7 protein-coding genes are annotated in these 14,263 nt (G+C 68.4%); 2 read left to right on the top strand and 5 right to left on the bottom strand.

Annotated features, from left to right (window positions below; genetic code table 11):
• Positions 1–41: 41 nt before the first annotated feature.
• The 4 genes from ACFWPX_RS22735 to ACFWPX_RS22720 form a co-directional block, all read right to left on the bottom strand.
• Positions 42–7,349, bottom strand: a complete 7,308-nt coding sequence (locus ACFWPX_RS22735; protein WP_378929007.1) for an amino acid adenylation domain-containing protein — start codon at positions 7,347–7,349, stop codon at positions 42–44.
• 96 nt (positions 7,350–7,445) lie between these two features.
• Positions 7,446–8,252 (bottom strand): ABC transporter ATP-binding protein, encoded by an 807-nt coding sequence (locus tag ACFWPX_RS22730; RefSeq protein WP_378929006.1) that lies wholly within the window; start codon positions 8,250–8,252, stop codon positions 7,446–7,448.
• Positions 8,253–8,264: 12 nt separating this feature from the next.
• Positions 8,265–9,320 carry a FecCD family ABC transporter permease gene (locus ACFWPX_RS22725; protein WP_378929005.1) on the bottom strand — a complete coding sequence of 352 codons (1,056 nt, stop codon included), beginning with the start codon at positions 9,318–9,320 and terminating at the stop codon, positions 8,265–8,267.
• Entirely contained in the window at positions 9,317–10,315 is a 999-nt protein-coding gene (locus tag ACFWPX_RS22720; RefSeq protein WP_378929004.1) for an iron chelate uptake ABC transporter family permease subunit, read from the bottom strand. The genes ACFWPX_RS22725 and ACFWPX_RS22720 overlap by 4 nt, the downstream gene beginning before the upstream one ends.
• A 153-nt stretch (positions 10,316–10,468) precedes the next feature.
• Here ACFWPX_RS22720 and ACFWPX_RS22715 point away from each other — a divergent pair, with 153 nt between their 5' ends.
• A complete protein-coding gene (locus tag ACFWPX_RS22715; protein ID WP_378929003.1) occupies positions 10,469–11,182 on the top strand; it encodes a hypothetical protein in 714 nt (237 codons plus the stop codon).
• A gap of 109 nt (positions 11,183–11,291) precedes the next feature.
• Here ACFWPX_RS22715 and ACFWPX_RS22710 read toward each other — a convergent pair whose 3' ends face one another.
• Positions 11,292–12,851 carry an MFS transporter gene (locus tag ACFWPX_RS22710; RefSeq protein WP_378929002.1) on the bottom strand — a complete coding sequence of 520 codons (1,560 nt, stop codon included), beginning with the start codon at positions 12,849–12,851 and terminating at the stop codon, positions 11,292–11,294.
• A 98-nt stretch (positions 12,852–12,949) separates the two neighbouring features.
• Between ACFWPX_RS22710 and ACFWPX_RS22705 the strand changes: the two genes are divergently transcribed.
• The gene (locus ACFWPX_RS22705; RefSeq protein WP_378929105.1) at positions 12,950–14,107 is read left to right on the top strand and encodes a DUF5925 domain-containing protein; all 1,158 of its coding nucleotides are present in this window, start codon (positions 12,950–12,952) and stop codon (positions 14,105–14,107) included.
• Positions 14,108–14,263: the final 156 nt, after the last annotated feature.

The raw sequence follows: 14,263 nt of genomic DNA, 5'->3' as shown, positions 1-14,263 counted from the left end.
CATCTTTCTTCTGGAACGGTGAAAAGCGGTGTGCTGCATGCTCAGCCGCTGATCACCGGGTCTGTGTCGAGAAGTGCCGCGACCTCGGCCCAGCCGGTGGGCGACACGATCTCGAAGTGGGAGTAGGGCAGTCGGCGCACCACGAGCCGGGCCTGTGCGGACTGCCAGCCCGCCAGTTGCGCCTCGGTGCGGCCGGGTGTGGTTGCGTTGTCGGCGGCGTAGAGCGCCATCGGGCCGTGGTATTGGGCCGTGGTGGACGCGGTGACCATGCCGAGCAGGGCGGTGGCGGCTTCGCGCAGCTTCGTCGCCAGTTCTGGTGCGTCGTCCGGGATTTCGGGGAGCAGCTGGTCCAGATCGGCGGGGTCGGTGAGCGCGCGGGTGGCCTGTTCTGTGAGATCGGACAGGGCGAACGCGTCGACCAGGCCGGTGAAGGCGACCTGCTCGCCCGCTGCTGTCAGCGCGGCGGCCATGGCGTGGGCGATGGTGCCGCCGAGGGAGTAGCCGAGCAGGTGGTAGGGGCCGTGCGGCTGGATTCGGCGGATGGTTGACACGTAGTGCGCGGCCAGGTCGCCGAGGGTCCCGGTGCGGAAGGTGTTGTCGCTCAGGGTCGGTAGCTGTAGGCCGATGATCGGGCGGTCGGCGCGCAGGAGTCCGGCGAGAGGGCCGAACTGCCAGGCGGTGCCGCCGACGGGGTGAATGCAGAACAGTGGCTCGCGCGAACCGGTGGTGCGGAGTTCGAGCACAGGGTCGAGCCGGGAACCCCAGGCATTGCCGGCCTTCGCGTCGTCCGTTCCAGCGCTGCGAGAGGCGGTGTCGCTCTGGGTGATCCGATCGGCGAGCGCCCGTGGTGTCGGCGCCTCGAAGACATCGTCGAGGACGACCGGCAGACCGGCCCGCCGGAGCCTGCCCATCACGCGGACGGCGGTGAGGGAGTGGCCGCCCGCTTCGAAGAAGTCGGCGTCGGCATCGACGTCGGTGGCGGACAGCACGGCTGCCATCGCCGAACGAATGGTGCTGATCAGATCGTCGCCCGCCGGTTGGTGGGTGGACCGGGGTTCGGCCGAAGCCGGTTGCTCGTCGGCGTTCGTCGTGGCCACCGGCTGCACGTTCGCCTGGTTGTCGTACGTGGGGGTCGGGAGGGCTTTGCGGTCGATCTTCTCGCTGGTCGTGCGGGGGATGTGGTCGAGGACGACGAACGCGGCCGGGACCATGTACGCGGGCACCCGCGCTTGCAAGCCGGAACGAACTGCGGCGATGTCGATGTCGGTGTCCGCCTTGGCGACCAGGTAGGCCGCGAGACGCTGATCGCCGGGGGTATCCTCGCGCAGGATCACCGCGGAGTGGGCGACGCCGGGGCAGGTGAGCAAGGCCGCTTCGATTTCGCCGAGTTCGATGCGCTGACCGCGCAGCTTCACCTGGCTGTCGGCGCGGCCCACGTAGTCGAGCTCACCGTGCGGGCCCCAGCTCACGAGATCGCCGGTGCGGTACATCCGTTCGCCGTTGCCCAGCGGGTCGGCGACGAACGAACCCGCGGTCCGGGCCGGGCGCGCGAGATATCCGCGCGCCAATTGTGTTCCCGTGAGGTACAACTCGCCGACCACGCCGACCGGAACCGCGCGCAGGTCGGTGTCGAGTACCCGCACATCGGCACCCGAGGCAGGAATACCGATCGGGACATTGCCACTGTCGGCGTCGGAGGTCTCGTGGTGGGTGATGCACACCGCGGCCTCGGTGGGCCCGTACAGATTGTGGACGCGGGCACCGGTGAGCGACCTGATCCGCGCCGCGGTCGACGGCGGAAGTGGTTCGCCACCGGTGATCACGCAGCGCAGGGCGGTGCAGCTACCCAGGTCGGCTTCCTCGGCGAGCACGGTGAGCATCGACGACGTCAGCTGGATCATGCCGACCCGCTCCTCGGCGATCAGTTCACCGAGGTAGTGCGGGTCGCGGTCGAGTCGACCCGACACCGGCGCGGCGACGACGCGCGCGCCGACCAGCAGCGGCCAGAACAGCTCGAGCATGGAAGCGTCGAAAGTGGCCGCGGTGCGGTACAAGACGGTGTCACCGGCGCCGAGCCGGTGCCGTCGCTGCATCCACTCGAAGGTGTTGACGATGGCCTCGTGGGGGACGCTCACGCCCTTGGGTTCGCCGGTGGATCCCGAGGTGAACAGCAGGTACGCGGCATTGCGGGGGAGCAGTGGTGCGAGTCGGTCGAGGTCGGTGACCGCGGTATCGGCGAAACCGGACAGATCCAGTGCTTCGACCTGCGCCACGGGTGCGCGCTCGGTCTCGAAGTTGTCGGTCGCGGTGGTGAGAACCAGCGCCGCGGCTGATGTCGCGAGAATCCGGTCCGCTCGCTGCGCGGGACTGTGCGGGTCCAACGGCAGATAGACCCCGCCTGCCCGGCACACCGCGTGCGCCGCGACAATCGACTCGATCCCGCGCGTCATCGCAATCGCGACAACAGTTTCGGACTGCACGCCCTGCCTGATGAGCCACCGCGCGAGCCGATGGACCCGGCGGTCGAACTCACCGAACGAGATCGTCATGCCCTGCGCGGTGACAGCAGGCGCGTCGGCGGAGATCGTCGCAGTCGCCGACCAGTCGGCGAGGGTGCTGCCGTGGGTTTCCGATGGCATCGCCGCAGCGATGGTTTCGCCGACGGAGCCGTCGAGATCGGTGGCCAGCGTGGACAATACGGCCGCGAGTCGATCGCTCAGTCGAGTGGCGGTCGGGCCCGGCACGGCGGCCGCGTCATGGTGCAGCATCAGCGCGAATTCGGCCCCTGGCAGTGCGGTCAGGGTGACCGGGAAGTCCGTCAGCCCGTCCACGTCGACGTCGACCACCTGAACCCCACCCGGATCCGGCTGTAACAGCCCGGCTTTCGGGAAGTTCTGGAACACGACCAGCGAATCGAACAACCGGCCGATCCCTACCGCGCGCTCGATCGTGGCCAGGCCGAGGTACCCCCGAGCCTGCCCGTCGAACGACAACTGCTGTAGCTCGCCGAACTGCTCGGCCACCGCCCGGTCCGTCGCCAGCGCGACCCGGACCGGCACGGTATTGCTGAACAACCCGACCATCCCGCCGACACCGGCGAGATCGGCGGGGCGTCCGGAGACAACGGTCCCGAACACCACATCGGTCCGCCCGAAGTGATCCGCCAGGACCATCGCCCACGCGCCTTGCAGGACGGTGTTCATGGTCAGACCGTGTCGCCTGGCGTTGTCCGCCAGTGTCGTCGCCACCCCGGCGGTGAGCGGAACCCGCAGTCCGACCGGACGCTGTCGCGTGAGGGCCGTGTCTGTCGTTTCGGTGCCGATCGATGCGAGCGCGGCCGGATCGCTCGCGGATGAAGGTCCGGCGGCGAGCAGGGTCGGCACGCGTAGGCCGGTGAGGTTCTCGGTCCACCAGTGCAAGGTGGCGGTGGTGTCGCGGGTGGCGAGCCAGGCCAGGTAGTCGCCGAAGTACGCGGGAGCCGACAGGGTTTCGCCGGTGTAGATGGCGAGGGTTTCGCGGACCATGGTCGGTACCGACCAGCCGTCGGCGAGGAGATGGTGGGCGATCAGGACCAGCCAGTGGGAGGTGTCGGTGAGGCGGATCAGGAGGCCACGGATCAGTGGGGGCTGATCGATGTCGAACGGTTCGGTACCGGCTCGCAGCACCGAAAGCCGTGCTTGCGCTTCAGGATCGGAGTCCGCGCGGAGATCTTCGACCTCCCACGAGACCCCCGGTGTCCGGGGCACGATCTGTACCGGCTGGTCGAACCGTTCGAAGCTGAACGCGGCGCCGAGGTTCGGATGCCGTCGCAACATGCTCGCGAACGCCGCACCCATCCGCTCCGGATCGATGACGCCGTCGAGGGTGAACCTGGCCGACATCGTGTACACGTCTTCGGCACCGTCGCGCAGGGCGTGGAACAGCAGTCCCTCCTGCAACGGCGACAGCGGCAGCACATCGGCGACCGGGCCATAGGTAGCGGCGAACTCGTCGATGTCACTCTGCGAGAGTTCGGCGACCAAGTGACCTGGCGCCGCAGGCATCGGCGATCCGGGTTCGGCTACTCGGGACATCTCGGGCGAGCCTGCGCGGTGTGCTGGGTCGCTGGATATCGAACCGGTTGCCGCAGCGGATGTCGATCCGAGATCAGCGGTGGGGGAGGTCTGCTGGGGGTCCGCGTCCTCGGCCAGCGCGGCGAGGCTGCGACGGGTCAGCAATTGCTGCGGGACCAGGTCGAAGCCCTGCGTGCGCAGTGTGCTGCTGACGGTGATGGCGGTGATGCTGTCACCGCCGACAGCGAAGAAGTCGTCGTCCATGCTGACGGTGTCGAGGCCGAGGGTGGCCGAGATCGCCTTGTGGACAGCATGTTCGGCAGCGGTGGCCGGTGCGCGTCCGGTCTCGTCGGTCGCGGGGTCCGGTAGCGCGGTGCGGTCGAGTTTGCCGTTGACCGTGGTCGGCAGGGCGTCGAGGACGACCAGGCGTGCGGGCACCATGTGCTCGGGCACCAGGTCGGCCAGGCGGGTGCGCGCGGCGGAGGTGTCGAGGTTGTCGGTCGCGGCGACGACGTAGCCGATCAGCGTCTGGCGCCCGGCGATCTCGCGGATATCTGCTGCCGCCGTGCGGATCTCGGGTAGACCCTCGAGTGCCGCCGCCACATCGCCCAGTTCGACGCGGTGCCCGCGGATCTTCACCTGATTGTCGACCCGGCCCAGGTATTCGTAGCCGAGTCCGGGAACCCAGCGCGCCCGGTCGCCGGTGCGATACATCCGCGCCCCCGGCGGGCCGTACGGATCGGCGACGAAAGACTGTGCGGTGGTGGCGAACCGGCCGAGATACCCCCGCGCGATCTGCGGACCGGCGAGATACAGCTCGCCCACCTGCCCATCGGCGACGATCTGTAACCCGTTGTCCAGCAGATGAACCCGCGAGCCGGGCAGCGGCATCCCGATCCGGGGGCCTGCTTCGTCGATCGGCGCGCCGATGACATCCACCGTCGCCTCGGTCGGCCCGTACAGATTCACCGCCGCGAACCCGCCACGAACGATCGCACCCCACAGCTCCGCTGAGCAGGCATCACCGCCGATGGCCAGCATCAGCGGCGGGTGCGCTGCGGCACCGGAGATATCGGAAGCGGTCAAGCCGTGTTCGAGCAGGGCTGCGATCAGTGACGGGGTGCCGTCGACGACGTCGACACCGTCGCGCGCGAACGCTTCGACCAGGGCGGCGGGGTCACGCCGGGTGTCACTGTCGTACACGTGGATTCGATGTCCGGCAGTCATCCACAGCAGTGGATCGAGCGAGGCGTCGAAAGCGAAGGAGGTGGTGTGCGCGATGGTCAGCTGACGGTCGCCCGCACGGCTCGCCGCGTCGCCGTAGATTCCGCGACGGTGCGCGGCGACGAGCGCGGCCAGGGAGCCGTGCTGTACGACAACGCCTTTCGGCTGCCCGGTCGAGCCGGAGGTGTAGATGACATACGCCGCGTGCTCGGGTCGCACCGCGATATCGAAAGCGGTGTCGGCGTGGTCGTCGAGCCGAGCGCGGAATTCCGCGTCATCGATCGCGACGGCATCGTCTCCGAGCTGGGCTGCCAACTCGCCCGCGCTGAGCACCACAACAGGTGCCGCGTCCGCGATCGTCGCCCGCAGCCGCGCGACCGGATGTTCGGGATCGAGGGGCAGGTAGGCGCCACCGGCCCGCCAGACGGCGAGCAGTGCGACGACGAACTCCACATCGCGGGGCAGTGCGAGACCGACGATCGCATCCGGCCCGACCCCGGCATCACGCAGGAATCCCGCGAGCTTGTCGACCCGAAGTCGCAAGTCGGCGCCGGTGTACGCGGCCTGAGCCGAACTCAGAACCACCGCGCCGGGGTGTTGCGCGAATACCTGTGCGAAGAGGTCGGGCACCAGCGCGACTGGCTGCTGCTCGGCGACATCCGGCCGAGCCGCTTGCAGCAGACCAGTACCCAGCGGGAATTCGCCGGTCGCCGGTGCCGACCGCTCGTCCAGAAGTCGCGTGCGCTCGGCCGGATCGAGCAGTTCGAGCGCACCCACCGCGGTCTTGTCCGAACCGGTGAACGCCTCGATCACCCGGATCAACCCCGCGACCCGCCCGCGCACCGTGTCCGCGTCGTTGTTCCGCGCGTCGGATTCGAAGCCGAGCAGCACAGTGCCGTCGGGCAGCGGGGTGACGGTCAGCCCGAGGTCCTCCGGGGGCCCGCCTGCCACATTGCGCAGCACCCCACGCGCACCGTCGAAGTCGAGGGTGAAGTCGAAAACCTTGAGGTTGATGCCGATTCCGTGCAGGAGTTCGCCCGCGCCGTGGCCGTGGAAGTCGCGGGCGAGGTCGTCGCCGCTGTAGCGCTGGTGCTTGCGGACCTCGCGCAGAGTGTCGGCGATGCGGGGCCCCAGCTCGCCGAGCCGGTCGCCGGAGCGCACCGCGACCCGCAGCGGAAGCACGTTCACCGCCATGGCGGGGGTGCGCAGAGCGGCGCGGCCGACCCGGCCCATCAGCAGCATCGAGACCACCACGTCGCCGGTGCCGAGCAGGCGGTGCAGGAACGCGGCATAGCAGGCGACGAGCGCGTCGGCCCAGGTGATGCCGTGTCGGTCGGCGCTGTCACGCAGTGCCGCGAGTAGTTCGGTGGAGACGACCGCTTCGGCGCGGATCGTCCGTTCCACCGCGCCGCCCAGGTGGCGGCCGCGACCGTCGAGGTCCGGCCACGGGGTGAGCTGGTCACGCCAGTAGCCGCGATCGGCCTCGAACTCGGGCCCCGCCCGATAGGCCTGCTCCTCGGCGACCAGTTCGGCGATGGTGCCGAAAGTCTGTTTCGGCGAAGGTGTTCCGCGCCGGAGTGAGGTGTAGTGCGCGGCCACCCGACGCGAGAGCAGCGCCGCGCTGTAACCGTCGACGATGAGGTGGTGGTAGAGCTGCACGCACCAGACCACGCAGTCGGAGATCCGGATCAGCGTGTAGTTGTACAGCTGCCGCTCGACCATGCCGCGACACCGTTGCGCGGCCTGCGCACGCTCCAGCGCGACAGCCTCGTAGGCCAGCGCCATCGGCTCCGCCGCCGCGCGCAGATCGACGGTCGGCCGCAGCACCGCCTCGGTATCGCTGACGAATTGCCGTGGTCCGTCGGTGGTTTCGACGAAGCGCAGCCGCATGTTCTCGGCTTCGGCGACGGTGCGACCGATCGCCTCGCTCAGCAGATCGACATCGATCGGCGCGTCACCGGTGATCTCCAGGACCTCGCCGACGAGATAGCGCCCGGACTCGGGGTCGAAGCGCTGGGCGTTCCAGATGCCGAGCTGTGGTCCGGTCAGTGGCAACTCGAGACCATCAGCCACGGCGATTCCCCTCCTCGTCACGTTCACAAACAGTTAGGTTAGCCTAACTTAACAAATTCGGAAACACCTACGTCTGCCGATGGCATCGCCGCAGGTCTAGCCCACCTTGGCAGCGTCCTCGGCCAGCGGAATCACCAGTGGCGTACCGGTTTCCGGGTCATCGACGATCCGGCACCGCAGCGAGAAGACCTCGTCGACGAGCTCGGCGGTCACGATGTCGGCGGGCGCTCCTGTCGCGACGACCCGTCCGTCGCGCATGGCGATGAGGTGATCGGCGTAGCGGAAGGCGTGATTGAGGTCGTGCAGCACGGCCACGACGGTCCGCCCCGATTCCCGGTTCAGCGACCGGCACAGGTCGAGAAGCTGGATCTGATAGGCGATGTCGAGGTAGGTCGTCGGCTCGTCGAGCAGGATCAGCGGAGTGTCCTGGGCGAGCACCATCGCGATCCACACCCGCTGGCGCTGACCGCCCGACAGCTCGTCGACCATCCGCGCCGACAACTCGGAGACACCGGTCGCCGTCATCGCCGACGCGACGGCCTCCTCGTCGGCCTTCGACCACTGCCGCAGCAGCGTCTGGTGCGGATAGCGGCCGCGCGCCACGAGATCGGCGACCCGGATGCCGTCCGGGGCGGTCGAGGTCTGCGGCAGCAGGCCGATCTGCCTGGCCACCTGCTTGGCCGGATAGGAATTGATCGGCTTGCCGTCGAGCAGCACGGTCCCCGACTCGGGGGCGAGCAGCCGGGCCAGCGCGCGCAGCAACGTGGACTTGCCGCACGCGTTGGGGCCGATGATCACCGTGAACTTGCCGTCGGGGATGTCCACCGACAGCTGGTCGCTGATCGTGGTGCCCTTGTAGCCGAGGCGGACCCGGTCGGCGCGCAGTCGTGAAGTGTCGTTCATCTTTTCGCTTTCCTAGTTCCGTCGCGCCTCGGCGACCAGCAGATACGCCAGGTACAGACCACCGATCGAGACGGTGACGAGGCCGACCGGCACGGTGGTCGGCGCGAACGCGTGCTGGGCGATCCAATCGCAGGTGATCATCAACATCGCGCCCATCGCCGCCGAGGGCGCGAGCGCGATCGACGGCGTCCGGGCCAGCCTGCGCGCCAGATGCGGTGCGGCGAGCGCGACGAACGCGATCGGGCCCGCCACCGCCGTCGCCACCGCGGTGAACGCGACACTGAGCACGATCAGCCACAGCGTCGCCCGGCTGACATCGAGACCGAACGCGCGGGCGGTGTCGTCACCGAGTTCGAGGGTCTGCAAGCGAGGGGCCGCGGGGATGAGCGCGATCGCCAGCACGGCCAGGATCACCATCGCGGGACCGACCTGCGGCCACGAGAGTCCGTTGAGCGTGCCCGCGCCCCAGGCCGCCGCCGACATCGCCGCATCCAGGTCGGCGCGCAGGATCAGCCAGGTGTTGACCGAGACCAGCATGGAGCTGACGCCGATACCGACGATGATGAGCCGGAACCCGGTCACGTTGTGCCGGAAGGCGAGTAGATGGATGACCAGCGCGGCGCCGAGACCGCCGATCACCGCACCCGTCGCGGTCTGGAGGTGCCCACCGCCGAGGGTCAGGATGGCGATCAGCGCGCCGGTGTAGGCGCCGGTGTTGAACCCGACGATGTCCGGGCTGCCCAGTGGATTCCTGGTCACCGACTGGAGGATGGCGCCGCTCACGCCCAAGGCCGCGCCGAGGACCAGGGCGAGCAGGATGCGTGGCAGCCGCCAGTCCCACACCACCAGCCGGTCGAACCGTTCGTCACCGATCACCAGCGCGCGCAGCACCCGCAGAGGGGGGATCAGGTAGTCGCCGCTGCCGAGCGCGAGAACCGCTGTCACCACCGAGATCGTGAGCAGGACAGCGCATACCACGAGGGTGCGCACGCCGATGCGGGCCGAGATTCGTGCTCCGCGCGGCCGGATCACCAGCATCGCGCGGCCGAAATCGATTGTCGAACTCATGCTGCGGCACCTACCCTTGCGCGACGGGCCAGCCAGATCAGCACCGGCGCACCGAGGAACGCGGTGACCAGGCCGGCGGGTACTTCATCGGGACGAATGACGATGCGGCCCACGATGTCTGCCGACAGCACCAGGATCGGCGCCAATACCAGCGAATAGGCGAAGATCCAGCGCTGATCGGGCCCGACCATCCACCGGGCCACATGCGGGACCGCGAGGCCGACGAAGGCGATCGGGCCGACCGCGGCGGTCGCGGTGCCGCACAGCAGCACCACCGCGAGCGCGGTGAACAGGCGCGTGCGCCCCACGTGCACACCCAGCGAGTGCGCCAGATCGTCGCCGAGCGCGACCGCGTTGAGCGAGCGCGCGCACAGCGCCGCGATGATCAAGCCCGCCGCGATGAACGGGGTCGCGCCGATGAGGATCTCGAACCCGCGTCCGGTGAGACCGCCGGAATCCCACTGGCGCATCTCGTCGAAAGCCTTGGGGTGCATCAGGATCAAGCCCCTGGTCAGGCCGCCGAGCACCGCGGTGGCGGCGACGCCCGCCAGCGTCAGCCGCACCGGATCGGTGCCGGAACGTCCGGCGGTCCCCACCCGGTAGACGACAACCGACACCAGGGCGGCGCCGAGAAACCCGAACCAGACGTAAGAAGTGATCTCACTCACACCGAACAGCGCGACGGCGATGGTGATCGCGAAGGCCGCGCCCGCGTTGACACCGAGCAAGCCGGGGTCGGCCAGTGGATTACGGGTCAGGCCCTGCATCAGGCAGCCCGCTACACCGAGCGCGAGCCCGACCAGCAGTCCGAGCAGGGTGCGCGGCACCCGGTACTCGGTGATCGTGACGTGATCAGGGGTGGTACTCACGCCGAAGAGCGCCTGCCAGACATCGCCGATCGCAATAGCTTTCGTGCCGATCAACAGGCTGAGCGCACAGGCTGCGACCAGCACGAAAACGGCAAGAAGCCACCCGCACCAACGCGGATTTCTCATCAGGGGTTCTCTCTCACGGCGAACTCGGTCATCTTGGAGGTTAGCCTAAGCAAGGTCTTGATAGGTGAGGCTTACCTCGCTATGGTCCATCTCGTTCGGATCGCAGTTTGCGCACCGCGCATCTCCTGATGAGGAAACGAAAGGTTCACCCCCGTGAAAATCACCAAGTTCGCTCTGCTGGCATCCACCGTCAGCGTTGCCATGGGCATCGCCGCCGGAGCCAGCCACGCAGCACCTGCGGCGGATGAGCCGATCAACTACACCGGCACCAGCACCGAGACCGCGGCGATCATCAGCACCGACGCGGGCTCGATGGTGGTCGAGGACGGCGTGTTCAAGATCAAGGCTGCCAACGGCACCACGGTCGCGGGCACCGAATTGTCCTTCCGGGTAGACGAATTCGAATTCCCGATCGCCGCCGATATCTCGGGTCGCACCGCCACGCTGACCCCGCAGTTCGATCTGGCGCACGCCACCTACAAGCCGGTCGCGCTGCCCTACGAGAACGTGGCTCCGTGGAAGAGCGAGTACGACCGTGAGCAGGCCGCCTGGAGTCGCATGACCGGCACCATCTCCCTGGGCGCCAGCATCGCCACCCTGGTCGGCGGCATCGGCGGCGCGGCCATCGGTTGTGTCGCGGGCGCGGCCAGTGGCGCCGTTGCCGGTGGCATCCTCGGCTTCCTGGTCGGCACGGTCCCCGGCGGCATCGGTGGCTGCCTCGTCGGCGCCACCGCTCTCGGTGCGCTCGGCACCGTCGCGGGCCAGATCTTCATCACCGCTCCTGTCGCGATCATGGCCGCGCTGCAGTACATCACCACGATCAACTCCCCGATGCCGAACAACCCGGCCCCGGCTCCGGCCAAGTAGGCGAAAACCTCGGCTGAACCGGCCGAATCCGAACCTCGCGGAGGGGACAACTCAGCGAGAAGCGATCCCGCCCGAATCAGCATCGGGCGGGATTCGCTGTCTCCGAACGTCAGTCGGTTGCCTTCTCGTTCGGTGCGGGGATATGGCGTAACAGGGTCATGACCAGCACGGCGGCGACAGCGGTCAGCCCGATGCCGACCACCGAATTCACCTGCAGCGCATGGGTGTAGGCCTCGCGGGCGATCGTGGTCAGCTCGGCGCCGAAGGGCTCGGGCAGTGCTGAGGCGACGTACAGGGCGCCCGCGAGCGTGTCCTGCGCGGTGTGCGTGATCTCCGGTGGGAGTCCGGCGGGCAGTTGCTCTGCCATCTGCCCGCGGTAGACGGCTGTGCCGATGCTGCCGATCACCGCGACGCCGAGTGCGGCCGAGAGTTCCTGACCCGTTTCGGAGATGGCGGAGGCGGCACCGGCGCGTTCGGGGTCCACCGCGCCGACGATCAGGTCGAGGCCGAGCACGAACATCGGGCTCAGGCCGAGCGAGAACACCACCATGCCGGTGACGATCAACGCGAGGTCATCGCTGCCAGAGAGCTGGGTGAAGATCGCGTAACCGGCCATCGCGATCACCAGGCCGCCCGCCATCAGGTACGCGGGCCGGATCTTGGGTGCGAGCGCGCTCACCACGCCCGCCGCCACGACCATCGCCGCCGCCTGCGGCACGGTCCACAACCCGGCCTCGAACGCCGAGAGGCCGAGCACCAGTTGCAGATACTGCGAGAGCAACAGGAACAGGCCGCCCATCGCCAGCATGGCGACCATCAACGCGGCGAGCGATCCGCTGAACCGGACATTGCCGAACAGGTGCAGGTCGATCAGCGGATCGGTCAGGCGCTGCTGGCGCAGGACGAACACCGCGCCGAGGACGAGACCGGCCACCAGGACGCCGACGGCCTCGATCGACCAGCCGTCCTTGGCCAGCTCCTTGATGCCGTAGATGACAGCCATCACCGACAGCAGCGACAGGGCCGCGCTGAGAATGTCGAGCTTGCCCGGGTTCGGGTCCTTGTATTCGGGCAGCAGGAACGGGCCGCTGCCCAGCAGCAGCACCATCGCGGGCACCGCGACCAGGAACACCGAACCCCACCAGAAGTTCTCCAGCATCGCGCCACCGACCAGCGGTCCGATCACCATGCCGACCATGAAACTGGTCATCCACACGCTGATCGCGGCGGTGCGCTGGCGGTCGTCGTGGAACATATTGCGGATCAGCGCCAGTGTGGACGGCATCAGGGTCGCGCCCGCGATACCGAGCAGCGCGCGGGTGCCGATCAGCATGTTGGCGCTGGTCGAGTACGCCGCGATCACCGAGGCGACGCCGAAGGCCAGCGCGCCGATCATCAGGAGTTTGCGGCGGCCGATGCGGTCGCCGAGCGTGCCCATGGTGATGAGGAAACCGGCGACCAGGAAGCCGTAGATGTCGAGGATCCACAGCAGTTGTGAGCTGCTCGGCTCTAGTGCTTCGCTGATGCTGGGGATCGCCAGGTAGAGCACGCTCAGGTCCATCGAGATGAGCAGCGTCGGCAGGGCGAGGACGGCCAGCCCGATCCACTCCTTGATCCCGGCCCTCGTGGTGGCTTCCGGCGGGGGCTGATCGTGCTGAGTGGAGGTCACCCTACGACCGTACCGACGGATTCACCTCCGGTGCCAGTGAGTTTTTGCGGCGGTTGGCGCCGTAAGTCATTGGACATTTCCGGCAGACGGCCACGATGATGGGCTCGGTGTCCACACGTAATGAACAGCTCAGGCTCGTCGATTCGCCGCGTCAGCCGCAGGATCCGGGCGAGCCGTTTCCGTGGTCTGCGACCATCGACTCCACCTATTCGACCCGCGACGCGATCGACGCACTGGCCCTCGCCCCCTTCCTTCGCGGCGATCAGCCGTTCGCCCGCCAGGCCCACCTCGACCGGGTGCGCCCCGACGCGGCGCTACGGCCCGCCGACTCGCGGATCGTGCGCGCGGTCGCCGACGACGACAGCAGTGCGTTGCTCGCGGCCGGTGACGGCTGGGCGCTGCGGGCCGTGCGATGGGCGAGTGGTTCGGCCACGATCGAAGTGACCGCGGTGAGTGACGAACTCGCCGTCGAGGTATTGGCGCAGGCCACCGAGGGTGCGTTGCTGTCACGTGACAGTGAGGCCACGGTCGAGATGGGCTTCTGGCACATGGACGTTCGCCGCCCCGCGCGCAGACGGCGCCAGATCGCGGCGCCCGCGTGGGCGGAGATTCGTGGCAACTACACCGGCTCGGTGGCAGCGGGCATGGAGCGATTGATGGGGCTCGGTGTCGCCGATATCAAGGGGCGGCTTGTGCTGTTGCACGGCGAGCCCGGCACCGGCAAGACCACCGCCCTGCGTGCGCTCGCGCGGTCGTGGGCGTCATGGTGTGAGGTCGACTGTGTGGTCGATCCGGAAGAACTGTTCAGCAATCCCGGTTATCTGATGGAAGTCGCGGCGGGCGCCGACGGCGACGACGAGGACGGCCGGTGGCGGCTGCTCGTGCTGGAGGATTGTGATGAACTGATCCGCGGTGAGGCGAAAGAAGCGGCGGGCCAGAAGCTTTCACGCCTGCTCAATCTCACCGACGGCATGCTCGGCCAGGGGCGCAATGTGTTGATCGCGATCACCACCAATGAAGACCTCTCCCGGCTGCATCCCGCTGTCGTCCGGCCGGGCCGCTGCCTGGCACAGCTCGAGGTCGGCCGGTTGTCGGCTGCGGAGGCTCGCGAGTGGCTGGCACGGCAGGACTGCGTCGCCGACGAGTCGGGCTTTCCTGACGGGGCGACACTGGCCGAGTTGGTCGCTCAGCGTGACGGCGGGATCCAGATTCAGTCGACTATCGACCACTCGGCGGATGTCGGCATGTACCTGTGATGATCGGTGGTGTCGTGCTTCGGCCACGGTGTTCGGTAGTTCTGGGAGGGGAAGGGATGACCTGGGTTCGGTAGTCCCAGGCAGGTTTGACTGTGTTTGTTGGCGCGCTGGCGCGCGCGTGTCCGCGGCCCTGAGGGGCCGCGCGGCGGGGGGGCG

Source organism: Nocardia sp. NPDC058518 (assembly GCF_042719655.1).
Taxonomy (GTDB): Bacteria; Actinomycetota; Actinomycetes; order Mycobacteriales; family Mycobacteriaceae; genus Nocardia.
Note: the sequence above shows the minus strand (reverse complement) of the source record. Positions and strands in the feature narration are given on the sequence as shown.

Coding starts and splice junctions, on each gene's coding strand:
- ACFWPX_RS22725 (WP_378929005.1), bottom strand. CDS start 9,320: ATGAGTTCGACAATCGATTTCGGCCGCGCGATGCTGGTGATCCGGCCG.
- ACFWPX_RS22730 (WP_378929006.1), bottom strand. CDS start 8,252: ATGAACGACACTTCACGACTGCGCGCCGACCGGGTCCGCCTCGGCTAC.
- ACFWPX_RS22720 (WP_378929004.1), bottom strand. CDS start 10,315: ATGAGAAATCCGCGTTGGTGCGGGTGGCTTCTTGCCGTTTTCGTGCTG.
- ACFWPX_RS22705 (WP_378929105.1), top strand. CDS start 12,950: ATGGGCTCGGTGTCCACACGTAATGAACAGCTCAGGCTCGTCGATTCG.